18 protein-coding genes and 2 pseudogenes are annotated in these 25,457 nt (G+C 67.4%); 15 read left to right on the top strand and 5 right to left on the bottom strand.

All coding sequences use genetic code 11. The features are described from left to right. Positions 1-172: 172 nt before the first annotated feature. From C0541_RS03865 to C0541_RS03855, 3 genes and pseudogenes are all read left to right on the top strand, one after another. A complete protein-coding gene (locus C0541_RS03865; RefSeq protein ID WP_115045915.1) occupies positions 173-2,473 on the top strand; it encodes a TonB-dependent receptor in 2,301 nt (766 codons plus the stop codon). Positions 2,474-2,707: 234 nt separating this feature from the next. Next, positions 2,708-3,966, top strand: a pseudogene (locus C0541_RS03860) (glycerophosphodiester phosphodiesterase). Between the two features lie 149 nt (positions 3,967-4,115). Next, positions 4,116-4,262, top strand: a pseudogene (locus C0541_RS03855) (glycerophosphodiester phosphodiesterase); the annotation flags it as partial. A gap of 119 nt (positions 4,263-4,381) precedes the next feature. Here C0541_RS03855 and C0541_RS03850 read toward each other — a convergent pair. Next, positions 4,382-5,170 carry a rhomboid family intramembrane serine protease gene (locus C0541_RS03850; RefSeq protein ID WP_115045912.1) on the bottom strand — a complete coding sequence of 263 codons (789 nt, stop codon included), beginning with the start codon at positions 5,168-5,170 and terminating at the stop codon, positions 4,382-4,384. A 588-nt stretch (positions 5,171-5,758) separates the two neighbouring features. Further along, a complete protein-coding gene (locus tag C0541_RS03840) occupies positions 5,759-6,715 on the bottom strand; it encodes a TerC family protein (protein WP_115045905.1) in 957 nt (318 codons plus the stop codon). A 261-nt stretch (positions 6,716-6,976) separates the two neighbouring features. Between C0541_RS03840 and C0541_RS03830 the strand changes: the two genes are divergently transcribed. The 8 genes from C0541_RS03830 (at position 6,977) to C0541_RS03790 (ending at position 17,068) form a co-directional block, all read left to right on the top strand. Next, a complete protein-coding gene (locus tag C0541_RS03830) occupies positions 6,977-8,143 on the top strand; it encodes a class I SAM-dependent rRNA methyltransferase (RefSeq protein WP_115045903.1) in 1,167 nt (388 codons plus the stop codon). 31 nt (positions 8,144-8,174) lie between these two features. Further along, a complete protein-coding gene (locus C0541_RS03825) occupies positions 8,175-8,492 on the top strand; it encodes a hypothetical protein (RefSeq protein ID WP_115045900.1) in 318 nt (105 codons plus the stop codon). Between the two features lie 259 nt (positions 8,493-8,751). Next, on the top strand, positions 8,752-10,005 hold the full coding sequence (locus tag C0541_RS03820) for a dipeptidase (protein WP_115045898.1): 1,254 nt from the start codon (positions 8,752-8,754) through the stop codon (positions 10,003-10,005). A gap of 52 nt (positions 10,006-10,057) precedes the next feature. After that, on the top strand, positions 10,058-11,227 hold the full coding sequence (locus C0541_RS03815) for a glycerate kinase (protein ID WP_115045895.1): 1,170 nt from the start codon (positions 10,058-10,060) through the stop codon (positions 11,225-11,227). Positions 11,228-11,271: 44 nt separating this feature from the next. Continuing rightward, positions 11,272-11,472 carry a hypothetical protein gene (locus C0541_RS21640; protein WP_115045893.1) on the top strand — a complete coding sequence of 67 codons (201 nt, stop codon included), beginning with the start codon at positions 11,272-11,274 and terminating at the stop codon, positions 11,470-11,472. 38 nt (positions 11,473-11,510) lie between these two features. Further along, entirely contained in the window at positions 11,511-13,262 is a 1,752-nt protein-coding gene (locus C0541_RS03805; RefSeq protein ID WP_115045890.1) for a sensor domain-containing diguanylate cyclase, read from the top strand. Positions 13,263-13,476: 214 nt separating this feature from the next. Continuing rightward, positions 13,477-13,869, top strand: a complete 393-nt coding sequence (locus C0541_RS03795) for a DUF2628 domain-containing protein (protein WP_115045886.1) — start codon at positions 13,477-13,479, stop codon at positions 13,867-13,869. A gap of 721 nt (positions 13,870-14,590) precedes the next feature. Continuing rightward, positions 14,591-17,068: a GH92 family glycosyl hydrolase gene (locus tag C0541_RS03790; RefSeq protein WP_115045884.1), complete on the top strand. Its 2,478-nt coding sequence runs from the start codon at positions 14,591-14,593 to the stop codon at positions 17,066-17,068. A gap of 338 nt (positions 17,069-17,406) precedes the next feature. Here the strand turns inward: C0541_RS03790 and C0541_RS03785 are convergent, their stop codons facing one another. From C0541_RS03785 to C0541_RS03775, 3 genes are all read right to left on the bottom strand, one after another. Next, positions 17,407-18,822 (bottom strand): amino acid permease, encoded by a 1,416-nt coding sequence (locus tag C0541_RS03785; RefSeq protein WP_115045882.1) that lies wholly within the window; start codon positions 18,820-18,822, stop codon positions 17,407-17,409. A gap of 204 nt (positions 18,823-19,026) precedes the next feature. Then, positions 19,027-19,407, bottom strand: a complete 381-nt coding sequence (locus tag C0541_RS03780; RefSeq protein ID WP_115045880.1) for a hypothetical protein — start codon at positions 19,405-19,407, stop codon at positions 19,027-19,029. A gap of 135 nt (positions 19,408-19,542) precedes the next feature. Further along, positions 19,543-20,163 (bottom strand): glutathione S-transferase family protein, encoded by a 621-nt coding sequence (locus C0541_RS03775; RefSeq protein WP_115047237.1) that lies wholly within the window; start codon positions 20,161-20,163, stop codon positions 19,543-19,545. Positions 20,164-20,437: 274 nt separating this feature from the next. Here C0541_RS03775 and C0541_RS03770 point away from each other — a divergent pair, with 274 nt between their 5' ends. The 4 genes from C0541_RS03770 to C0541_RS03745 all read left to right on the top strand — a co-directional run bounded on the left by C0541_RS03770 (position 20,438) and on the right by C0541_RS03745 (position 25,377). Further along, a complete protein-coding gene (locus tag C0541_RS03770; protein ID WP_193725883.1) occupies positions 20,438-21,973 on the top strand; it encodes a DNA recombination protein RmuC in 1,536 nt (511 codons plus the stop codon). Between the two features lie 1,691 nt (positions 21,974-23,664). Then, positions 23,665-24,129 carry a hypothetical protein gene (locus C0541_RS03755; protein WP_115045875.1) on the top strand — a complete coding sequence of 155 codons (465 nt, stop codon included), beginning with the start codon at positions 23,665-23,667 and terminating at the stop codon, positions 24,127-24,129. A gap of 151 nt (positions 24,130-24,280) precedes the next feature. Further along, entirely contained in the window at positions 24,281-24,832 is a 552-nt protein-coding gene (locus C0541_RS03750) for a glutathione peroxidase (RefSeq protein ID WP_115045873.1), read from the top strand. A gap of 125 nt (positions 24,833-24,957) precedes the next feature. After that, on the top strand, positions 24,958-25,377 hold the full coding sequence (locus C0541_RS03745) for a lysozyme inhibitor LprI family protein (protein ID WP_115045870.1): 420 nt from the start codon (positions 24,958-24,960) through the stop codon (positions 25,375-25,377). Positions 25,378-25,457 lie beyond the last annotated feature (80 nt).

Below are 25,457 nucleotides of genomic sequence, written 5' to 3'. Positions count from 1 at the left end.
GAATGGAAGAGTTCGCAGATTACGACGCGCAGATGACACGTGTATGCCAGTGCAACGCAGCTGCTGCGCCGGATGCGCAGCGCCTGTCGCAGCACTGTCATGTCCCGGTCGCATCGGCGCAAGACAGCTGTCGCACGCTTGCCGTCATCTTTTGACTCGCTCCCTGCCGCCCATGCCCAAGACCCATCTCTTAAGTGCCGCTGTCCTCACCGCGCTGGTGCTGTCGCCGGCCGCCCATGCTGCCGACCCCGACGTGACTGCCGATACCGGCACGAGCGTGCAGCAGCTCGATGCGGTCTCGGTGATCGGCCAGGGCGAAACGCGTCAGGTGCAGCGCATCACCCAGCAGGACATCCCGGTGTTGCCGCCGGGTACCAGCATCCAGAAGCTGCTCAACCGCATGCCGGGCGTCAACGTGCAATCCAACGATGCCTTCGGTGCCAACGAGGAGTCGCAGACGATCAGCCTGCGCGGCTTCAACGGCACGCGCCTGGGCTATACGCTCGACGGCCTGCCGCTGGGCGACAACGCCTACGGCAACTACAACGGCCTCAACATCAGCCGCGCGCTGATTGCGGAAAACTTCGGCGGCGTGGAGCTGGCCTCGGGCATCGGCGCGCTGGGCACTGCCTCCACCAGCAACCTGGGTGGCACCATCCAGTACTACTCGGCCGATCCGTCCAGCGTGTTCGGCGGGCAGCTGTCGCAGACGGTGGGCTCGGACGCCAATCGCCGCACCTTCCTGCGTGTGGACACCGGCGACTACAACGGCTTTTCGGCGTATCTGTCCGGCATCAATGCCGAAGCCGACATGTGGACGCGCCCGGACTCGCCGACCACCACGCGGCAGTTCAATGCCAAGGGCGTGTACCAGTTCGACGGCGGCAAGCTGACCGCCTTCGCCGATACCTCGCGCACCTCGCAGGCGGACTATGCGTATCTGTCCAAGAGCGGCATGGCGCGCGGCCTGGGTTGGGACTGGAATCTGTACGCACCGGACTGGAACCGCGCACTGGCCGCGGCGTACTGCGCACCGGCCACGCGGAATGCGGCGCGCTGCGGTTTCAGCGGTGGCGTGGACAATGTCGACGATGCCTATTACCAGAGCCGCGCGTTGCGCGACGACGATCTGTTCTACGTGGCCGGCGACTTCCAGCCCAACGATGCGATCAGCCTGCATACCCAGGTCTATCACCACGAAAACAAGGGGCAGGGACACTGGTGGTCGCCGGGCCAGGCGTCAAACCCGGGCACGCCGCAGGCGCTGCCGATCTCGATCCGCAGCACCAACTACTGGATCAACCGCACCGGCGGCATCGCCTCGCTCGGCTGGAACCTGGGCCCGCATCACCTCGAAGCCGGGCTGTGGTACGAGCGCAATCACCACGATGTGGAGCGCAATTTCTACTGGATCGACGGGCCGGTCAGCGACGACACATTCTTGCAGGGTCCGGATCGCCGGCTGTTCTCGCAGAACTACATCATCACCACGCGGCAGTTCTACGTGCAGGGCAACTTCAAGTTCCTCGACGAGCGCCTGAGCCTGGATCTGGGCATCAAGAGCCCCAGCACCGAAATGACCGCGCGCGAGACGCCGGGGCTGGCGGTGGAAGCACCGGTGGCGACCGGCTCGCTCAAGGCCAGCGAGTCGGTGCTGCCGCAGGTCGGCCTGGGTTATCGCATCGCCGACGGGCAGGAGGTGTTTGCCTCCTACGCGGAAAACATCGCCGCGTTCCAGGGCGGCGGCGCCGGTGGTCCGTTGCTGGTGACGCAGGCCTCGTTCGATGCCAGCGTCGGCGCGCTGGAGCCGGAAAAATCGCGCACCGTGGAAGCGGGCTATCGCGTTGTACGTGATCATTTCGAAGCCTCGCTGGTCGGCTACGACGTCACCTTCGACAACCGCCTGCTCTCGCTCAATCCCTGCGCCAGCATCCAGCAGGGCACCACGCCGGCCTGCACCACGCGCTTCTTCAACGTGGGCTCGGTGAGCAGCCGCGGCGGCGAACTGACCGTGATCTGGAAGCCGACCAGCTACCTGCAGTGGTACAACTCGGCCTCGATCAACCGTTCGACCTACGACGACAACTATGTGCAGAACGGGGTGACCATCCCCACCGCCGGCAAGACCACGGTGGATACGCCCAAGCGCATGTTCGCCAGCGAAATCGCGTTCAACTACGCCAACTGGAACATCAATCTGCGCGGCAAGTACACCGGCCAGCGCTACTACACCTACACCAACGACCAGGGCTTCGGCGGCTACACCTCGTTCGATGCGGGCGCCGGCTACGACTTTGGCCAGGCCGGCGTGCTGCAGGGGCTCAAGCTCTCGCTCAACGTCACCAACCTCACCGACAAGCGCTACGCGTCCAATCTCACCGCGTTCGCCAACAGCGATCCGAACGGCCGCCAGCTGGCATTCCATGCCAGCGCGCCGCGGCAGGTGTTTTTGACGCTGGATGCCAGGTTCTGAGGACGGGAATCGGGATTCGTAACAGCGGGGCTTGTTGCTGTTTAGGAATTCCCGATGCCGGATGATGCTGGTCGTCTTCGTGGTTGGCAGACGTTGTGACGCGTCGTTAGGTGGGCATCGACCGTGCTCGGCAACGCGACGCATCAGCGATCCATGAGACGGTAACCAGCACCTGCCACGCCGGCTTGACGATCAGGGCCAGCGTTTGATGGCAACACTCAGTTGGAGAAAGGCATGATGCAGTTCCACCGTAGCTGGCTGTTGGGGGCGATGATGGTCGGCATGAGCGGACCCGTGTTGGCAGAGGCGCCGTTGGCGAAGACGGTGCAGATCTTTGCGCACCGTGGCGCCAGCGCACTGCGTCCGGAACACACCCTGGCCGCGTATGCCAAAGCGATTGTCGATGGCGCCGATTTCGTCGAGCCGGACCTGGTGTCCACCAGGGATGGCGTGCTGGTGGCGCGCCATGAGAACGAGATCGGTGGCACCACAGATGTGGCCAGTCACCCGGAATTCGCTGCGCGCAAGACCCGCAAGACCATNGCCATGAGAACGAGATCGGTGGCACCACCGATGTGGCCAGTCACCCGGAATTCGCTGCGCGCAAGACCCGCAAGACCATCGATGGTCAGGCGATGGACGGCTGGTTCACCGAAGATTTCACCCTGGCCGAATTGAAGACGCTGCGTGCGCGCGAGCGTCTGCCGCAGTTGCGCGGCACGCGTTGGGATGGGCAGTTTCAGATCGTCACCTTCGACGAGATCATCGATTTTGTCGCCGCCGAATCAGCGGCAACCGGGCGCAGCATCGGGCTGATTCCGGAGATCAAGCACCCGAGCTATTTCAGCCGGCTGCATCTGGCGATGGAAGACAAGGTATTGGCGAGCCTGCGCGCGCATGCCTACACGCAGACCGCGCCGGTGGTCATCCAGTCGTTCGAGACCGGCAACCTGCAGTACTTGCGCAGCAAGATCGGGCGCAGCAGCAACATCCGCCTGCTGCAGTTGCTGGCCGGCGCGCAGATGGCGTTGCCCGATGCGGGCGTGGGCAGCGCGCCGCGGACCTATGGGCAGATGATCACGCCCGAGGGGTTGACGCAGGTTGCCAGCTACGCCGATGCGATCGGCCCGGACATCCGCAGCATCATTCCGCTGGATGCGCAGCAACGCCTGGGCACGCCGACCAGCCTGGTGCACGACGCGCATGCAGCAGGATTGCAGGTGCAGCCGTATACGTTCCGCCCGGAGAACTATTTCTTGGCTGCCGAAAACCGCAGCAGCGGCGCGGTGACCGCGCGTAACGACGCCGGGGCACTGGCCGAACTCAAGACCTATCTGGACACCGGCATCGATGCCTTCTTCGCNGTGACCGCGCGTAACGACGCCGGGGCACTGGCCGAACTCAAGACCTATCTGGACACCGGCATCGATGCCTTCTTCGCCGACGACCCGGGCCTGGCACGGCGCGCGTTGCAGGGGCGTGCAACGCGTTAAACACCTCTGCGGCCCGTAGGAGCGCGCTTGCGCGCGATGGGGCGTTACCGGGAACGCTTCATCGCGCGCAAGCGCGCTCCTACGGGCCTGGTGGGCGTTTGCGCGGTGGGCAGTGCAGGACCACGTCGTGTGAGCCGTCTTGCTGGGAAAATCGCAGCAGCGGCGCGGTGACCGCGCGTAACGACGCCGGGGCACTGGCCGAACTCAAGACCTATCTGGACACCGGCATCGATGCCTTCTTCGCCGACGACCCGGGCCTGGCGCGGCGCGCGTTGCAGGGGCAACCATCGCGCTAGGCAGCGCTTTTGTAGGAGCGTGCCTGCGCGCGATGGGGCGGTCCCGGTAATGCCCTGTCGCGCGCAGGCACGCTCCTACAGGAATCGGCGGCCGTTTTGGTCGTTGCTCCATGCAGGCACTAGCTGCCCGGTGGGCGCTCGCGCGGTGGGAAGTGCAGCACCACGTTGTGCGAGCCGTCTTGCTGGCGCTGCCACAGCACCGGCACCTGGCGCGGCGGCGGCGGTTCCAGTACGTCGCGTTCTGCGTTGCTCACTTCCCACGCAGCGTCTTCGTCTTCGTCCTCCCAGCTGTAGCGCGGCCTGGCCTGTTGCGGGTCGCGCAGGCGCAGCAGCAACGCGGCGATCAGGCCGGCCACCGCGCCGCCCAGATGCGATTGCCAGGACACGCCGGCTTCGTGCGGCAGGATGGTCAGCAACATGCCGCCATAGAACAGGAAGGCGATCATGCTGGTGGCGATCGCCGGGCGGTCGCGGCGCAGCAGTCCCAGCACGAACACCAGGAACATCAGTCCGTGGGTGACGCCGCTGGCGCCCAGATGCCGGCTGCCGGGTTCGCCCAGCAACCACGCGCCCAGCCCCGAGCCCAGCCACAACAATGGCAGCGCCAGGGCGGTGGCACGCGGATACACGCTGCCGGCCAGCGTGCCCAGGATCAGCAGCGCGGCGGCGTTGGCGCCCAGGTGCGCCAGCGAGCCATGCAGCAGCGGTGCGGTGAGGATGCCGAGCAGGCCGTCGGCCTGCAGCGGTGCCACCGCCCAGGCGCGCCAGTCGAACATGCCCTGGGCGGTGAACACCGCCACCAGCAGCAGCACGGCGGCGAAGCTGAAGTTGAAGGCGCGCAACACCCGGGAACGATCCAGGCGGTCTTGCGCGGTGGTGTCGGTGGCGGCAACAGGAGGCGGTGTCATGCCTCCACGGATGGCGTCGCGCCGATTTTTTACAAGCCTATCCGGCGCGGGATAAGCAGGCCCGACGACGGGATAATCCAGCCCCGCCGCCGATCGTTGGCGCAGCGGCTTGCGTGACATCACGCAGGTGGCCGAGGCGCGACACCGATTGGCTGCAGGGCCCTTGCCCGCCCACCGTCGCGGGACACGCCGTGAATCCATCCATGGAGGCTCTTACGCGGCATCCATGCCGCGTAAGGTCCCGCGACGGTGAGCAGGCAAGGGCCCGTCGAGTTGGTCGGTGCGCTTGGTTGTGAGCAGTGCATGCAGCGCGGCCGTTCCCGAATCCCAATTGCAGACTCCGGACTCCCAGCCCGTCAATGCGGGGGCCGGCTTGGGTGGCCGCACCAAACTCAGCAGATGGTGACGACCAGGATCTCGGGTAGCCGGGCTCTGGCGCGGCATCCATGCCGCTCAAGGGCCCGCGACGGTGAACGCAAGGACCTGTCGAGATGGTCGGTGCGCTTGGATGCCAGCAACACACGCGGCGCTACCGTCCCCGAATCCCGAATCCCGAATCCCGATTCCCGATTCCCGATTCCCAGCCCCTCAGTGCCTGGCCGGCTTGGGCGGCCGCAGCAGGCTCAGCACGATGGTGAAGACCAGGATCACGACCACCACCGCCAGCGAGACCAGCACCGGAATCTTGTACAGATCGATGATCATCATCTTGGTGCCGATGAACACCAGGATCACCGCCAGGCCGTACGGCAGCAGGTGGAAGCGGTCGGCCATGCCGGCCAGCAGGAAGAACATCGCGCGCAGGCCCAGCACCGCGAACACGTTGGAAGTCAGCACGATGAACGGGTCGGTGGTGATCGCGAAGATCGCCGGAATGCTGTCCACCGCAAAGATCACGTCGATCACCGCAATCAGGATCAGCACCACGAACAGCGGGGTGAACCAGCGCTTGCCGTCCTTGATCACGCTCAGCGCATGGCCGTGGTATTGCGGACTCAGGCGCAGATGCCCGCGCATCCAGCGCAGCACCGGGTTGGCTTCCAGATCCGGCTCCTTGCCGGCGGAGAACCACATCTTGATGCCGGTCAACAGCAGGAACGCGCCGAACACATACAGCAGCCAATGGAACTTGGTCAGCAGCACCGAGCCGGCGAAGATCATGATCGCGCGCAGGACAATCGCGCCCAGCACGCCGATGATCAGCACGCGCTGGCGCTGTTCCTCGGGCACGCCGAAGTAGGTCATCACCATCAGGAACACGAAGATGTTGTCGACCGCCAGCGATTTCTCGACCAGGTAGCCGGTCAGGAACTCCAGCCCGATGCGGTCGGCCGCCGCGTCGCCCATGCTGCCCTGCAGGTACCACCACAGGCCGGCGTTGAAGGCCAGCGCCAGCAGCACCCAGCCGATGCTCCACCAGGTGGCTTCCTTGAAGGTGACCTTGTGGGCACCGCCGTGGCGCATCAGCACCAGATCGACCAGCAGCGCCACGATCACCACGATCGCGAAGCCGCCCCATAACCAGACATTGCCAATGGTTTGCATAAGAAATCCCGAAAAGTGAAACGACCTGGACAGCCGATGGGCTGAGGCCTTGTGACACGGAAATCGTGGATTCCGGGTGACGGACCTTCGCCTGCGCGGCGAAGGTCTCGCTCACAACCGGCCTGGCCGGTTGCCGTTGCACCGGAGCCTGGCTGGCAGGACTCGTCATGACGGCGACAACGCTGGGAGCTACTCCCCTTCTGTGCCCGATTCTGCGTGCCGGAGGGCAGGCACGTCAATCCAGCCGGATACAATGGGCGGATGAATACTCCAGTCCCCGTCGTCCGACTCAAGAATGCCTGGCGCTCCAGCCACCCGTGGATCTTCCAGAAGCTGGTGGAAAAGCCCGCCGCCAAGCCCAAACCCGGCACCATCGTCGATGTGGTCGGCGTGGACGGGGAGTGGGTTGGCCGCGGCTTCTACAACGGCCACTCGCGCATCGCCGTGCGCATCCTGGAGACCGACCAGGCGGTGCCGGTCGATGCGGGCTGGTTCTCGCGCAAGATCGCCGCGGCAGTGAGCCTGCGCCGCGACTGGCTCAAGCTCGACGCGGTGTCCGATGCCTGGCGCGTGGTGCACAGCGAAGGTGACGGCCTGTCCGGCCTGGTGGTGGACCGCTATGGCGACCTGGTGGTGGTGGAGTTCTTCGCCGCCGGCATGTTCCGCCACCGCGAATGGATCTACGACGCGCTGCGCGCGCAGTTCCCGGGCTGCCGCTTCCACAGCTTTGCCGACGAACACGTGCAGAAGCAGGAGAGCTTCGATTTCCACGGCAACACCACCACCGAAGCGTCGGTGATCACCGAGTACGGCATCAAGTTCCGTGCCGACCCGGCCGGTGCGCACAAGACCGGCTTCTTCGCCGACCAGCGCGAGAACCGCCAGTGGCTGAGCGAGCAGGTCGAAGGCAAGAGCGTGCTGGACCTGTGCTGCAACACCGGCGGCTTTGCGGTGTATGCGGCCGCGCGCGGCGCGGCCGAGGTGCTGGGCGTGGACATCGACGAGGACGTGATCGCCATCGCCAAGGGCAACGCCAAGCTCAACAACGTGCGGCCCAAGTTCGTGCAGGCCGACATCTTCCCGTGGCTGCGCGATGCGTCCAATCGCGGCGAGCAGTTCGACGTGGTGATCCTGGACCCGGCCAAGATGACCCGCGACCGCGAGCAGGTGATCCCGGCGCTGAAGAAATACCTGGACATGAACAAGCTGGCGCTGGGCGTGGTCAAGCCCGGCGGCCTGTTCGCCACCTTCTCGTGCACCGGCCTGGTGGCCGAGCAGGAATTCCTGGACATGCTGCGACGCGCCTCGTATTTCTCCGGGCGCACCATCCAGATCCTGAAGGTGGCCGGGGCCGGTCCGGACCATCCGTTCATGGCGCATGTGCAGGAATCGCGCTACCTGAAGGCTGTTTTCTGCCGCGTGATCTAGCGCGGCGATCAATCCGTGGAGCGGCCAGTCGATGACAGCGGACGATGAGGAACGCAAGGCACTGACCCGCTTGCTGCGCGAGATCGAGCGGCCCCATGCCGGCCTGTTGGCCAGCAACTGGCCGGTGTTCGGCGTATGGCTGCTGTTTTCCGGCGCCTTCATGTACCTGTTCCAGACCGGCAGCGGCTCGCCGTTGCATCCGTTGACGCTGGCGCTGGGCTCGACCTGCCTGGGCGTGTTCGGTGCCTGGATCGTGCTGCGCTCGGTGTGGGCGCGGCAGTGGCTGCATCTGCGCGAGCACGTCGATGTGGAGAGCGTGCGTGCGCGCCTGGCCGAACTGGGTGACTGAGTCCGGCGCCTGACGGCGGGCACAATCGCCAGGCATGCGTGGTGGCGCTGGACAGCGCATGCCAAGGCACGCGGCCGGCGGATGCTGGCACTGCGCGCAGTCTTGTCGCGTGGTTCTTTTCAGCGCCGCAACCTGCGCACCGCCCGCACTGTGGCGCCGGTTGCAGCTGCACTGCCGCAGCGCTGGCCGCACCGCGCCGGCAAGCATGCCTGCAACGAGCCGCTATGATCCGGTGACCCCCACCTGTCTGTGAGATCGCATGCAGCTGCACACGCTTTCTCTGTCCGTCTCGCTGTTGCTCGCCACCGCGCTGCCTGCGCACGCGCTGGAGTTTTCCAAGGCCGAGCTGGCGCGCGCCACCGCCTTGCAACAACGCCTGGTCACGCTGGATTCGCATCTGGATACGCCGGCCAACCTGGAGCGCCCCGATTTCGATGTGTTGCAGGCGCATGCCGGCAACCGGCTGTCGCAGGTGGATTACCCGCGCATGGTCGACGGCGCGCTGGATGGCGGCTTCTGGGCGGTCTATACCGGGCAGGGCAATCGCAGTGCGGCCGCGCACCTGGACGATCGCGATGCCGGCCTGCAGCGGCTGTTGAAGATCCACACGCTGCTGGCCGCGCAACCGCAGCGCTTCGCCTTCGCCACCACGCCGGCCGATGCCGCGCGCATCAAGGCCGAGGGCAAGCGCGTGGTGTACATCAGCATGGAAAACGCCAGCCCGCTGGTGGCCGACCCGACGCTGCTGCGGTTCTATTACGCGCAGGGCCTGCGCCTGATGAGCACCGTGCATTTTCTCAACAACGAGTTCGCCGACTCGGCCACCGACCCCAAGGGGCCGGAATGGAAGGGCCTTAGCCCGGCCGGCAAGCAGCTGGTGCAGCAGGCGCAGGCGCTGGGCATCGTGATCGACCAGTCGCATGCCTCCGATGCGGTGTTCGACCAGTTGATCGCACTGTCGCCGGTGCCGATCGTGCTCTCGCACAGCGGCGCGCGTGCGGTGTTCGACCATCCGCGCAATATCGACGACGCGCGGCTGAAGGTGCTGGCCGCGCACGGCGGGGTGATCCAGGTGAATTCCTATGGTGGCTACCTGGTCGACAGCGGCGCCAGCCCCGAGCGCAAGGCCGCCGAGAAGGCACTGACCGAGCAGTACGGCGGCTGGGAGCACATCAAGATCGCCGACGGCACCGCGCTGAGCGCCGCACTCAAGGACCTGGATGCGCGCTACCCGATCAAGCGCGCCACCGAGGAGGATTTCTTCGCCCATCTGGAGCATGTGCTCAAGGTGGTCGGGCCCGAGCACGTGGGCATCGGCATGGACTGGGACGGCGGCGGCGGCGTGGTCGGCCTGGAAGATGTCTCCGACCTGCCGCGCATCACCGCCTGGCTGCTGCGCAAGGGCTATACCGAGCCGCAGATTGCCGGCATCTGGGGCGGCAACCTGCTGCGGGTGATGGGGCAGGCGCAGGCGTATGCGGCGGGGAATCGGGAATCGGGAGTGGGGAAGTAGTGCCGCGATCGGGGAGTCTGGAGTCGCAAAGGCGAGGCGGTCGAGTGTCCCCATGAAGATTGTCATCGCGCCCGATTCCTACAAGGAAAGCCTGTCCGCGCTGGAGGTGGCCAGCCAGATCGAGGCCGGCTTCCGCGAGGTGTTTCCCGATTGGCACTACACCAAGGTGCCGGTTGCCGATGGCGGCGAAGGCACGGTCGACGCGCTGGTGGCGGCCACCGGCGGGCGGGTGATCGCCGGCACGGTCAGCGGCCCGCTCGGCACCCCGGTGCCGGCGTTCTTCGGCCTGAGCGGCGACGGCCGCACCGCGGTGATCGAAATGGCCGCCGCCAGCGGCCTGGCGCTGCTGCCGCCGGCCGAGCGCGCGCCGCTGCGCACCAGCACCGCAGGCGTGGGCGAGTTGATCCTGGCCGCGCTGGATGCCGGCGCGCGGCGCTTCATCATCGGCATCGGCGGCAGTGCCACCAACGACGGCGGCGCCGGGCTGGCGCAGGCCCTGGGCGTACGGCTGCTGGATGCGCGCGGCGAGGCGATCGGTCCCGGCGGCGGCGCGCTGGCGACGCTGGCGCGCATCGACACGCAGGGCCTGGACGTACGGCTGCAGGATTGCCGGTTCGAAGTGGCCTGCGATGTGGACAACCCGCTGATTGGCCCGACCGGTGCCTCGGCGGTGTTCGGCCCGCAGAAGGGCGCCACGCCCGGCATGGTGCGCCAGCTCGACAGCAACCTGCAGCACTACGCCGATGTCCTGCAACGCGACCTGGGCGTGCGCCTGCACGATCTGCCCGGCGGCGGGGCGGCCGGCGGCCTGGGCGCGGCGCTGGTGGCGTACCTGGGCGCGCAGTTGCGGCCCGGCGTGGAGATCGTGGCGCAGGCACTGGGGCTGGATGCGCTGGTCGCCCAGGCCGATCTGGTCATCACCGGCGAAGGCCGTCTGGACAGCCAGAGCCTGCATGGCAAGACCCCGGTGGGCGTGGCGCGGCTGGCGCAGCGGCACGGCAAGCCGGTGATCGCCATCGCTGGTTGCCTGGGCAACGGCGCTGCGCGGCTGCACGGCCATGGCATCGATGCGATGTTCGCGGTGGTGCATCGCGCCTGCACGCTGGAGCAGGCGCTGGCCGAAGCCGCCGGCAACGTGCGCATCGCCGCGCGCAATGTGGCCGCGGCGCTGCAGGTGGGCAGGGCGTTGGCGCCGGTGCCTGCAGCCGGCGACAGCCGCTGACGGCTGCGCATGGATTCCATCGGCGCAGCGAAGGACTCTGCGGCGTGGACCTGGGCAACCCTGACGACTGCGTGCGCCGCGGCCTGGCCTTGCAGATGGACGACACCCGCGCCTCCCGCAGCGCCGCCGCCGCCCAGGGCGCCGACACGCCGGTGCTGCCGGGCAGGCCGCAGCGCCGGTGCGCACCGCATCCTGTGCCGCGGCGCACGAAAACCGGCGTCAGGCAGGTATGCCCGGTCCGCTAGACTGAGCGGATTGTGAGGGGGAACAAGCGAGCATTCCGTTGAGCCACTGCGACACTGCCGTGTCATCCACTTCCCGCGAGGCCGATCGGCTGTCGCGTCTGGCACTGCTGCAGGTCGTCGATACCGAAGCCGAGCCGTTCTTCGATGCGTTGGCCGCCGCCGCGCAGGCGATCGCCGGCACGCCGATCGCGCTGGTGTCGCTGGTGGACGAACATCGCCAATGGTGGAAGGCCAATATCGGCCTGCCCGGCGCCAGCGAAACCCCACGCGAGCTCGCGTTCTGCGCCTACACCATCCAGGACGATGCAGTGATGGAAGTACGCGATGCGCCGGCCGATCCGCGCTTTCGCGACAACGTGCTGGTCACCGATGCGCCGGGGATCCGTTACTACGCCGGTGCGCCGATCGTGTTGTCCGACGGCCTGCGCATGGGCACCGTGTGCGTGATCGACCAGCGCCCGCGCGCGCTGGAGCCGGCGCAGCTGGCCGCCTTGCAGCAGCTGGCCAGGGTTGCCGCCGAAGGGCTGGAGCAGCGCCGGCTGATGCTGGAGCGCGAAGCCGCCAACGCACAGCTGCAGCAACGCCTGCGCGAGAGCGAAGCGTTTCTGGAACGCACCGGCCGGGTCGCCGGCGTCGGCGGCTGGGAAGTGGACGTGGCCAGCGGCACCCTGACCTGGTCGGACCAGACCTGCCGCCTGCACGACCTGCCGGCCGGTTACCGGCCGACCCTGGCCGAGGGCATCGGCTTCTATCCGCTGGATGCGCGCGCGGTGATCACCGAGGCGGTGGACAGCTGCGTGCGCGATGGCACGCCCTGGGACCTGGAACTGCCGCTGGTCAGCGCCACCGGCCGGCAACTGTGGGTGCACAGCACCGGCTCGTTGGAGCATGTGGATGGGCGCACCCGCCTGATCGGTGCGATCCAGGACGTCACCGACCGCCATCGTGCGGTGGATGCGCTGGCCGCCAGCGAGCGCAAGTTCCGCAACATGTTCCAGTACAGCCTGGGCCTGATCTGCACCCATGACATGGATGGCCGCCTGATCAGCGTCAATCCGGCCGCGGCACGCTCGCTGGGCCGCAACGTGGACGACATGGAAGGCCGCCGGTTGCTGGAGTTCATCCGCCCCGAGCGGCACGCCGCCTTCCAGGGTTATCTGTCGCGGATGGTGCTCGACGGCCAGGACGCTGGCGTGATCGAGCTGGTTGCCAGCGATGGCAGCCTGCGCCACTGGCAATACCGCAACGTGCTGGACGTGGAGGCCGACGCCACCGTCGTGCTGGCGCACGCCCAGGACATCACCAACCAGTACCACCAGGAGAAGCAGCTGCTGGAATGGTCGTTCACCGACCCGCTCACCAATTGCTACAACCGCCGCTTCCTGGACGAACTGGACAAGCGCGACCCGGGCGTGCGCTGGGGTTGCGTCGTGGTGGATCTGGACAAGTTCAAGCTGGTCAACGACACCCATGGCCACCAGCGCGGCGACGAGGTGCTGGTGCAGATGGCCTGGTTCCTCAACCAGCCGCTGCGCACCCAGGACCGTCTGGTCCGCCTGGGCGGCGACGAGTTCCTGGTGCTGCTGCATCAACCCACCCAGGCGCAGCTGGCGGCATTGGCGCGCGACTACATGGCCGCCACCGACGACGCCCCGATCCAGTTCACCCTGGGCACCGCGCTGCGCAACGATGGCGAGGCGCTGGCGGCGGTGGTCGACCGCGCCGACCGTTCGCTGTATGCGCTGCGCCGGGCACGCCGCGGCACCGGCCTCAGCCACCAGCGCGAGTGAGCCGCTGCGTCCTGCACGCAGCCACTGCTTCGCGGCGCATGCCGTTGGCATCCGGCGGCAAGCTGGCCGCGTGCACCTGTGCGATCGAGGCCGAAGCCAGCGGCACTGCGAAGCTGATCGGCGGATGACCCTGTCCCCCTCTCTTGCACCAGCGAGCGTGCCGATGAATACGCGATCGCCTATCATGTAACCGTTTTCAACTACTTGGTTTGGAATGGATACCTTCGATCGCACCCAGCTCAGTCCCAAATGGCAGTTCCGTTTCGATTTCTTCGACCGTCACGGTGGCCCCAAGGATCCCAGTTACAAGAACGCACTGAAGACCCTGAGCTTTGGCGAGAAGGTCAAGGTCGGCATGAACTTCTATGCCTTCTTCTTCGGCATCATCTACTTCTTCATCATCGGCCTGTGGCGCAAGGCGTTGAGCCTGATCGGCATCAGCATCGTGGCCAGCATCGTGGCCTCGTTCCTGCCGGCGGCGTTTCAGAACGTGCTGTGGCTGCCGCTATCGTTGTTGACCGGCATGATCGCCAACTACGCCTATTACCTGGACAAGGTGAAGGGCAGCACCAGCTGGAACCCGTTCGAAGGCATGCGCTGGATCTGAAGCAACTGCGTCACCGGCGCGTCGGCCCCTCCCGCCGCCACGCCAGCGTCGCCAGGCCCGGTCACTGACCGGGCTTTTTTTATGGGCGGATTGCGCAATCCACGCGGCCACGCCGCGCGCTCACCCAGAGACCGAGTCGCTCCCAGAGACGCGGCCCTCTCAGCGACCAGGCCCCTCAGGCGCGAAGCCCCTCTCCCCCCGGGGCGATAAGGCACAGCTTGCGCGCCACTGGCGCGCGTGCCTGGGAGCGCCCGCGCTGCTAGCGCGGGCCGGGGCGCGGAGCGGGGGGTGGGGTGAGGGTTCGGCTCCCGATGCGCAACACGTCCAAGAGCGCCACCTTGAACCAACCGCACGCAGCGCAGACCAATCAATCCCAAGCCAACTCATCCGTCAGTGCCTCTGACACGCTTCAGAATGGCAGTACCTGACAGCGCGCAACAGGTCGCCTCAACACGTCTAAAGCACCCGCAAAACTGCCAGCACCCGCACACTTTGCTGCGCCGCGGTGTGCAGCAAGCGGTCGAGAATGCTTAACCTTGCCGACACATGGCCCATGACCGCATCCAATTTAGATCGATCCAAACACGCCAGGTCGGGCGCGAAATCGCGCTGCCGGTCGGCATTTGAACGCGGTCGTCGTGCGTCGATCGCTGCGTGGTGCAGCGATCGGCATGGATCCCCACCTGCGGCTTCAGTCGCCCTCTCCTCCGAGGTGTCTTGCATGCTCTCCGCAGTCTGGTCCGATCGTTCCGTTTCGCAGGGCGCTCCGGCGCCGTTCTGGCGCCGCGTCGCCGCCGGCCTGTGCCTGCTCGGCATGGCGGTGTGCGCGCCGCTGGCCGCGCAGGACCCGGCGCAGGTCAACACCTTCATCGGCAGCAAGGACGACGGCAATACCTTCCCCGGTGCCTCGGCGCCGTTCGGCCTGGTCCAGGTCAGCCCGATCGGCGCGCACTACGCCGGCTGGCGCTACGACGACCCCAGCATCCGCGGCTTCGGCCATTCGTTCCTGTCCGGGGCCGGGTGCTGGGAGCAGGGCGGGCAGGTCTCGGTGCTGCCGGTCACCGGCACCATCGGTCCGGGCGGCGACTTCGATACCGCCGACGCCAAGGCCTTCGACCAGAAACGCTATGCCGCGCGCTACACCCATGACGGCGAAGTGGGCCAGGCCGGCTACTACAAGGTGCGGCTGACCGACTACGGCGGCATCGACGCCGAAGCCACCGCTCTCACCCGCGCCGCCGCCGAGCGCTACAGCTTCGCGCCCGGCGCCGACACCGGCCATGTGCTGGTCAACCTCGGCCAGGCCAACGACCGCCACGTGGTGATCGGCAGCCAGCTGCAGGTGGTCGGCGACCGTGTGGTCGAAGGCAAACTGACCACGCGCAGCTTCTGCGGCGGCCACGAATACACCACCTGGTTCCGGCTGGAATTCGACCGCCCGTTTACCGCGCACGGTGTCTGGGGCGAAGACGGTGGCGTGCCCGGCGCGCGCCACGGCATGGGCGGCGAACTCAAGCCCAACGGCGCCTGGCTCAGCTTCCCGCTGGGCAAGAACAGGACCGCGCGCGCAGTGACCGTGGTCAGCGCCATCTCGCATGTGGATGCCGACGGCGCGCGCAACAACCTGCGCGCAGACGGCATGCAGGGCGGCAAGCTGCTGGGCCTGGAGCAGATGCGCCAGCGCGCGCAACAGGCCTGGCGCACGGAACTGGCCGGCCTGCAGCTGGCCGGTGCCAGCACCGACGATCGCACGGTGGCCTACACCGCGCTGTATCACGCGCTGCTGCAGCCGCTGACCGGCAGCGATGCCGATGGCCGCTATCGCGGCTTCGACGATGCGATCCACCGTGCCGACGGCTGGACCTACTACGAGTATTTCTCGCTGTGGGACACCTACCGCTCGCAGAACCAGCTGCTGGCCTTGCTGCAGCCGGCGCGCGCGCGCGACATCGGTCGCTCGTTGCTGGCCATCCACCAGCAAGGCGGCTGGCTGCCGCGCTGGGGCTATGCCAACTTCGACACCAACATCATGACCGGCGACCCGGTGACCCCGTTCCTGGTCGACCTGTGGCGCTTCGGCGCGCTGCAGGACAACGAAGCCCAGGCCTACGCCGCGCTGCGCCAGAACGCCTTCGGCCAGCCGCCGATCAACTCGCGGCATTCCGGACGCTCGGGCAACGCCAGTTATCTTGCCAATGGCTTCGTGCAGTACGACCGCGCCTTCCCCTCCAAGGGCATGGACGTGGACCCGCACCATGGTGGCTCGGCCACACTGGAATACGCACTGGCCGACTGCGCGCTGGCGCAGATGGCGCAGGCGCTCGGCCACCCCGACGACAGCGCGCTGCTACGCAAACGCGGCGGCAACTGGCACACCGTCTGGGACGCCGGCGTGCGCGATGCCGACACCGGCTTCAACGGCTTTCCACGGCCCCGGCTGGAAGACGGCAGCTGGTACGCACCCTCGGACGATCGCTACAGCCCACGCTCGCAGCACGGCTTCCACGAAGGCACCGCTTGGCAATACCAGTGGCTGGTGCAGCAGGATATCCCCGGCATGCTGCAGGCCATGCATGGCAGCGAGCAGGCCGGCAAACGCCTGGATGCGTTCTTCGCCTACGACGACCTGCTCAAGGACCCGCTCAACGCCGCACGCACGCACTGGGTGGTCGGCCCGTACAGCTACTACAACCAGTACCGCTACAACCCCAACAACGAACCGGACCTGCATGCGCCGTGGATGTACACCTTGATCGGCCAGCCGTGGAAGACCGCCACCGTGGTGCGCGCCGCCCAGCAGCTGTTCACCAACGCGCCCAACGGCGTCACCGGCAATGACGACCTCGGCACCATGTCGGCCTGGTACCTGTTCAGTGCGCTGGGCCTGTATCCGGCGGTGCCGGGCAGCGGGCAGTTCCTGCTGCATGCCCCGCGCTTCAAGCGGGTCTCGCTGGCGCTGGGCAACGGCAAGCGCCTGCGTATCGACGCCCCCGGCGCGGACGGCCGCGCGCTGCAATACGTGGACAGTGTGCGTTTCAACGGTCAACCGCAGCAGCAGGTGTTCCTGGACTGGGCCCAGCTGCAGCAGGGCGGCACGTTGTCGTTTGCGCTCACCAAGCAGGCGCCGACCCAAGGCTGGGGCACGCAAGCGAACGCATTACCCACCTCGTTCTGTGCCACGCCTGCAGCAGCGCAGTAACCGCATAAGTCCCGCCCCCTGCGCGCGCAGGCAAACAGCGCGCAGCTCAAAAAGCCCCTCTCCCTCCGGGAGAGGGGTTGGGGTGAGGGTACGGGGCAAAGCCACTGACGAATTAAACGACACGAAGCTCCGCCCGCACCCTCATCCGCCCTACGGGCACCTTCTCCCGGCGGGAGAAGGGAATGCCGGCACTGCCGCATACTTGAAAGCCCCTCTCCCCCCGGGAGAGGGGTTGGGGTGAGGGTACGGGGCAAAGCCACTGACGAATTAAACGGCACGAGGCTTCGCCCACACCCTCATCCGCCCTACGGGCCACCTTCTCCCGGCGGGAGAAGGAACTACCCAACTTTCCCCAAGCGACTATTCCGCCGTCCGTAGGCCACATACACCACCACACCCAGCGCGTTCCAGACCAGGAACCAGCCCTGCGTCGTGCTTGGCAGACTCCAGAACAGATACAGACAGCCCAGGATCGCCACCGGCCCCACCACCCACGCCAACGGCGTACGGAAGGAGCGCACACGGGTCGGCTCGCGCACACGCAGCACCAACAAACACGCCGCCACCGCCGTAAATGCCGCCAGAGTCCCGGCATTGGCCAGCGCGGCGATCTCGTCCAGCCGCGCCACACCCGCCAACGCGGCCACCAGCACCGCCGTGAACAGGGTGATCGCCACCGGCGTGCCGGTGCGCGCGTTGACCTTGGACAGGCCGCGCGGCAACAGGCCATCGCGCGACATCACGAAGAAGATGCGGCTTTGTCCGTACAGGAACGCCAGCAACACCGTCGGCAGCGCGATGATCGCCACCGCGCCGATCACCAGCGCCGCCTTGCCGTGGCCGAGTTCGCGCATGATCAGCGCCAACGGCTCCGGGCTCTTGCCGAACACGGTGAAGCTCATCGCCCCCACCGCCGACAACGCCACCAGCACGTAGATCAGCGTGCAGCCGATCATCGAACCGACGATGCCGATCGACAGATCGCGCCCCGGGTTCTTGGTCTCTTCGGCTGCGGTGGAGATCGCATCGAAGCCATAGAACGCGAAGAAGATGATTGCCGCCGCCGCCATCACCCCGCGCTCGACCCCATCCGGGCCCATCGTCTTGGGGAAGCCGTACGGCATGAACGGCTGCAGGTTGGCGCTGTCGAACGCCGGCAGCGCAATCGCCACGAACACGCCCAGCGCCACGATCTTCAGCACCACCAGCACCGCGTTGAGCGTGGCGCTTTCCTTGGTGCCGGCCATCAGCATGCCGGCGACCAGGAAGGTGATCACCACCGCCGGCAGGTTGACGATGCCGCCGGCATGCGGCCCGGCCACCAGGGCATGCGGCAGGCTGACCCCCAACCATTGCAGGAAGCCGACGAAGTAACCGGACCAGCCCACCGCCACCGTGCTCACCACCAGCGAGTATTCCAGCACCAGGCTCCAGCCCACCACCCAGGCGATGCTCTCGCCAAGCGCGGTGTAGCTGTAGGTGTAGGCGCTGCCGGCAGCCGGCATCATCGTGGCCATCTCCGCATACGCCAGCGCCGCGCAGGCGCACACGATGCCGGCCGCCACGAACGACAGCAGCACGGCAGGGCCGGCCTTGTCCGCGCCCACGCCGATCAACGTATAGATGCCGGTGCCGACGATCGCGCCGATGCCCAGCGCGATCAGGTGCGGCCAGCTCAGGCTGCGGACCAGCTGCCGGCCGGCCTCGTGCACGGTGACCTGATCGATGGATTTGCGCCTGAACCAAGACGACATGCGGACCTCGCGGGAACCAGAAGAAGGCGCGAGTGTCGCCCAACGCGCCGCAGCAAAGCTATCGGTCCCAGGTCATGCGCCGGCGCCAGCATGGCTGCGCACGCGTACCGTATCAGCTGTCAGCGCGCCACACCGGCCGGTCCCAGGCCAAGCGGGCGCCACCCGCCACCCCGCTTTTACGAATCCCCAATCCCCAATCCCCGCTCACTCAACAGACGGGCGATGCGGTGGGCGCACATTGCGATAGACCAACTGCACCGCCCACGCGCCAACCAGGCCGACTGCGCCGGCGGCAAAGTGGGTCCAGTCGAGCAGGCGCGGCGCTGCACCGTTGGCGTCATGCCCCCAGAAATTGAACCACAGCAGCACCAGCGCGGTGACCCCGATGCCGATCCAGAACCACAGCCGCGTGCCGCCGATCGCATAGAAGCCGAATGGCAGGGCTGCGCCGATCAAAAAGTGCACCGGGAAAAAATATGCCGTGCCGTAAGGCCGCATCAGGTACCAGACGATCGCCGCAAAGCTGCCCAGAAAAACGAACAGACCCAGCGCGAACAGACGGGTTTGGTTGGTGGCGGTGGTCATCGGCTGGCCTGGCAGGAACGAAGCCTCACCCTAGCGATGCGCAGGTCACGTTGAGGTCAATGCGATGCGATCCGCCGGCAGATCCGGCAATACCGCGCTGTCTTGCTGGCTTGGCGCAGCGGCTGCAGGCCTGCTCTAGGGCGCATTGCAGCCATGACGTTGGAAGCCGGCACGCGTCTTCAGGCAGGCGTGATACGCCGCCACTGCCGGCAACGCCGGCCGCGCGATCGGGCTGGCAAGCCAGCGCTGCGTGGATAGTCCCAGCACGATATCGGCCAGGGTGAAACCGGCTCCGAGCACGAACGGGCCGCCGCGTTGCAGCTGTGCCTCGAGAATGGTCATGTGCCGATTCCATTCGCGCACGCTCGCCGCAATCGCCTGCACATCGGTATGCGCCGCGCTGCCACGCACCGTCGCCATGAACGCGTAGCGCCAGGCGTTGTTGAGCTCGGTAGCCTGCCAATCCATCCACTGCTCGACCAGTGCCCGTGCAGCGGGAGCGCTCGGCAACAGGTCGGCGCGACCTGCACGCGCGGCCAGATACCGGCAGATCGTGTTCGATTCCCACAGCACCAGATCGCCATCGCGGATCACCGGCACCAGCGCGTTGGGGTTGAGCGCACGAAACGCCGCCGTGTCCAGCGATGCAAACCCGCTGCCATACGCCTGCAGCGTGTAGTCCAGCGCCAGTTCCTCGCACAGCCACAGCACCTTGCGCACATTGATGGAGGTCTGTGTTCCGTAGAGGTCGAGCACGGTCGGTCGCGGCTTGGACGGGCCGCTCACCTTAGCGCGCACGCCTGTCTGCGTGCAGCAATCCGGGCCTTGGCGCGATGCCAGGCCGCATCGCACCAGCGCCAGCTCCATCGCAGCTTCGGCTACCTGCGTCCGGCGCAGTGCCCGCGCGAACCAGCCGCACCAATACGTCCCCCCGGCAAGCCGCAGACGCAGCTCCTGCGACCGGCCCGGCTACACTGCGCGCATGTCATCCCAATCCCTGATCCTTCTCGGACTGCTTGTCGTAGTCCTCGTGTTGCAGCTGATCGCGCTGCTGCGACGTCCTTCCACCAGCGGCCTGGAGCTGGCGCTGCGTGCCGAGCAACGCGACGGCCGCGGCGAACTGCGCGAGCAGCTCGAAGGCCTGGCGCGGCAGCAGGACGGCCGCCTGGAAACCTTCGCGCGCAATCTCACCGAACTGTCCACCCGCACCGACCAGCGCCTGGACCTGCTGCGCGACGCACTCGGCGAAGACGCCCGCAAGGCGCGCGAGGAAAGCGCTCTTGCGCAACAACGCACCGGCGAGCTGCTGACGCTGCGGCTCACCGAACTGCGTACCCAGCTCGACGGCTTCGGCCAGCAGCAGGAAACCCGCATCCAGGTGTTCGGCCAGCAACTGACCGAGCTGATCGCACGCACCGACACCCATATGGCTGCCCTGCGTGACGCGCTGGCCGAAGATGCCCGCAAGAGCCGGCAAGAGGCCGGCGAGTCGCAGCAGCGCTTCACCGAGGCCCTGGGCCAACGTTTGACCGAACTCACCCAGCGCAACGAACTGCGCATCGGCGAAATGCGCGCCACGCTGGAGCAACAGCTGGCCAACCTGCAGAACGACAACGCCAGCAAGCTCGAACTGATGCGCGCCACCGTCGATGAAAAACTGCAGACCACGCTCAACACGCGGCTGGACGCCTCTTTCAAGCTCGTCTCCGAACGCCTGGAACAGGTGCAGCGCGGCCTGGGCGAAATGCAGCAGCTGGCTACCGGCGTGGGCGATCTCAAGCGCGTGCTGACCAACGTCAAGGACCGCGGCGGCTGGGGCGAAGTGCAGCTGGAAAACATCCTCGAACAGACGCTGACGATGGAGCAGTACGCACGCAGCGTGCGGGTCAGGCCCGACAGCGCCGAAGCGGTGGATTTCGCGATCCGCCTGCCGGGGCGCGGCGACGACACCGTGGTGTGGCTGCCGGTCGATGCCAAGTTCCCGCGCGAGGACTACGAGCGCCTGATCGACGCGCAGGAAAAGGGCGACCTCGACGCGATCAAGGCATCGACCGCGCAGCTGGAACGCGCCATCCGCATCCAGGCCAAGTCGATCAGCGACAAGTACGTCCGCCCGCCGCAGACCACCGATTTTGCGGTGATGTTCCTGCCCACCGAAGGCCTGTACGCCGAAGTGATCCGTCGCGCCGGCCTGGTCGACCTGCTGCAGCGCGAACATCGCGTCGTGCTGGCCGGCCCGACCACCTTTACCGCCCTGCTCAACAGCCTGCAGATGGGCTTCCGCACGCTGGCGATCGAAAAACGCTCCAGCGAGGTCTGGCAGGTGCTGGGCGCGGTGAAGAGCGAGTTCGGCAAGTTCGCCGGCATCCTGGAGAAGGCCGAGCGGCAGATCAGCACGGTCGGCAAGAGCCTGGGCGAAGCCAGCCGCAAGACCCGCACCATCGAACGCCGCCTGCGCGGCGTGGAAACCCTGTCCGGCGAACAGTCCCAGGCGCTGCTGGACGCTGACGCCAGCGATGCTGCAACCGGCAGCAACGACGACGACATCGGCGACGAGCAGGACTGATCCGGCCGCGGACGGCAACCCGGTACGGCCTGCCCCAGCAGACAGCACGCCGCCACACCACCCGCCCCCGTAGGAGCGCACCCGGGCGCGACGGGCTTTCCCGGTAAAGCCCGGTCGCGGCCAGGTCCGCTCCTACGACCGCAGGTCGGTGAGGGCGCTGCCAAGCCCCCGCCCCATCGCCACCCCAGCTCACCGCACAACCACCCGCCCGTAGGAGCGCACCCGGGCGCGACGGGCTTTCCCGGTAAGTCCCGGTCGCGGCCAGGTCCGCNGCCCGTAGGAGCGCACCCGGGCGCGACGGGCTTTCCCGGTAAGTCCCGGTCGCGGCCAGGTCCGCTCCTACGACCGCAGGTCTGCGAGGCGCTGCCGAGCCCCCGCCACATCGCCCCCCCCCAGCTCACCGCACAACCACCCGCCCGTAGGAGCGCACCCGGGCGCGACGGGCTTTCCCGGTAAAGCCCAGTCGCGGCCAGGTCCGCTCCTACGACCGCAGGTCGGTGAGGGCACTGCTGAGCCCCCGCCCCATCGCCACCCCAGCTCACCGCACAACCACCTGCCCGTAGGAGCGCACCCGGGCGCGACGGGCTTTCCCGGTAAGTCCCGGTCGCGGCCAGGTCCGCTCCTACGACCGCAGGTCTGCGAGGGCGCTGNCGTAGGAGCGCACCCGGGCGCGACGGGCTTTCCCGGTAAGTCCCGGTCGCGGCCAGGTCCGCTCCTACGACCGCAGGTCTGCGAGGGCGCTGTCGAGTCCCCGCCCCATCGCCACCCCCAGCTCACCGCACAACCACCCGCCCGTAGGAGCGCACCCGGGCGCGACGGGCTTTCCCGGTAAGTCCCAGTCGCGGCCAGGTCCGCTCCTACGACCGCAGGTCTGCGAGGGCGCTGCCGAGCCCCCGCCCCATCGCCACCCCCAGCTCACCGCACAACNCGCCCCCGGGCGCGACGGGCTTTCCCGGTAAGTCCCAGTCGCGGCCAGGTCCGCTCCTACGACCGCAGGTCTGCGAGGGCGCTGCCGAGCCCCCGCCCCATCGCCACCCCCAGCTCACCGCACAACCACCCACCCGTAGGAGCGCACCCGGGCGCGACGGCCTTTCCCGGTAAGTCCCGGTCGCGGCCAGGTCCGCTCCTACGACCGCAGGTCGGTGAGGGCGCTGCCGAGCCCTCGCCACATCGCCCCCCCCAGCTCACCGCACAGCCACCCGCCCGTAGGAGCGCACCCGGGCGCGACGGGCTTTCCCGGTAAGTCCCGGTCGCGGCCAGGTCCGCTCCTACGACCGCAGGTCGGTGAGGGNCCCGTAGGAGCGCACCCGGGCGCGACGGGCTTTCCCGGTAAGTCCCGGTCGCGGCCAGGTCCGCTCCTACGACCGCAGGTCGGTGAGGGCACTGTCGAGCCCCCGCCCCATCGCCACCCCCAGCTCACCGCACAACCACCCGCCCGTAGGAGCGCACCCGGGCGCGACGGGCTTTCCCGGTAAGTCCCGGTCGCGGCCAGGTCCGCNTCACCGCACAACCACCCGCCCGTAGGAGCGCACCCGGGCGCGACGGGCTTTCCCGGTAAGTCCCGGTCGCGGCCAGGTCCGCTCCTACGGCAGCGGTTTGGTGGGGCGGTCTTTCCGCGGCCGACGCCAAGCACGCTGTGCAGACATCGCCGCCGCGATGCTGGCAGGCACCTTTCCCAAGAAAAGCGTCCCATGGCGACCCGATGGATCCATCCAGTGGTCTGTGCGCTGCTGCTGACCGCATGCAGCGCCACCACCCCGGCCGCAAGGTCCGGCGCGGGGGCCGGCACCCCGCAGCCACCGCACGCCGACACCGCTGACATCGCCGACACCGCCGACACTGCCAACACTGCCAACACTGCCAACACTGCCAACACCGCCAACACCGCCAACACCGCCAACACCGCCGAATGCACGGCAAAGGGCGGGCAGCTGCGTCCGGTCGGCCGCATGCAGACCGTGCGCTGCGTGGTGCCGTATGCCGACGCCGGCAAGGCCTGCAGCGACAACTCCGACTGCAGCGGCGATTGCCTGGCCACCAGTATCGTGCCCACCGGCACCGCCACCTCCGGCACCTGCCAGCGCGACAGCGACCGCTTCGGCTGCCGCCAGGAAGTGGTCGGCGGCAAGGGCCAGGCCGCGTTGTGCATCGATTGATGGCGTCGAACGCGAGCAAGCACTTGCACTGACCGTCAACGATCGACCAGGACGAGTCGCCGGAGACACCCGCCGGCAGCGTGCGCCAGCGGGATCGCTCGCGCCATGGCAGCGGTTTATGCTCTCGGTTCCACCTGTCCAGGACGTACCGATGCGCCAGACGCTTTACGACATCCCCGTGGCCCGTATCGACGGTGAGCCCGCCACGCTGGCCGACTATCGCGGCAAGGTGCTGCTGGTGGTCAACGTCGCCTCCAAGTGCGGACTGACGCCGCAGTACGAAAGTCTGGAAGCGCTGTATCGCGACAAGCAGGCACAGGGACTGGAAGTGCTGGGCTTTCCGGCCAATGACTTCAAGGGGCAGGAGCCCGGCAGCGAGGCGGAGATCGCGCAGTTCTGCCAGCTCACCTACGACGTGACCTTTCCGATGTTCTCCAAGATCGCCGTCACCGGTGCCGAGATCCATCCGCTGTATCAGCAGTTGACCAGCGCACAGCCGCGGGCCACCGGCGACGGCCCGATGCGCGACAAACTGGCCGGCTACGGCATCACACCCAACCCGGTGCCGGGTGTGTTGTGGAACTTCGAGAAATTCCTGATCGGCCGCGACGGCCAGGTCATCGACCGCTTCGCCCCCGACGTGCCGGCAGACGATGCGCGCCTGCGTGCAGCGGTGGATGCGGCGCTGGCATCGGCTGCCTGAAGCTCCTCTCCACCAGGACCAGACGCCACGCGTGCGCGCCAGTAGCCCGCGTGGCCTGACGCAGCCAGCTGCATCCACTGTGTCGGTGCAATCATTGCGAAGGTGACTCAACAAGGAGCCTGTCGATGCGCCTGATCGTTGTCCTGCTGATGCTGCTTGGCAGTTCGTCATTGCACGCTGCAGAGCGTTGCCGCGACCTGCAGACAGCCCCGGAAAGTAACGCCTGCTGGAACGAGCAAGTCGGCATCGCGCAGGCACGTCTGAACGATTATCTGGCGACCGCGCGCGACCGGGCCGCGTCCACATTGGGTATTGCCGCCGACGCTTTCGACAGCGCACAGACGGCGTGGACGACGTACCGGGATCTTCAGTGCGGCAATGTGCAAACGCGCTGGCGCGATGCGACCGTCCGTCCAGCCAAAGTAGCGAGCTGCATCGTCGACCTCAACGACCAGCGCGCGCACGATCTATGGAAGCACTATCTCACCTATGTCGACCGCACGCCGTCGATCAGGCCCGAACCCGAGTTGCGTGCTGGCAAGTGAGATCGGCAACTGCACGCCGATCCTTCGGCCGGGATCGCCCGAGACGAGCCTGCGCATGTGGAGCCACATCCTTTGCCCAC

Source organism: Xanthomonas arboricola, assembly GCF_003353015.1.
Classification (GTDB): domain Bacteria; phylum Pseudomonadota; class Gammaproteobacteria; order Xanthomonadales; family Xanthomonadaceae; genus Xanthomonas; species Xanthomonas arboricola_E.
The sequence above is the reverse complement of the archived record's forward strand: the minus strand, read 5'-3'. Positions and strand labels throughout refer to the sequence as shown.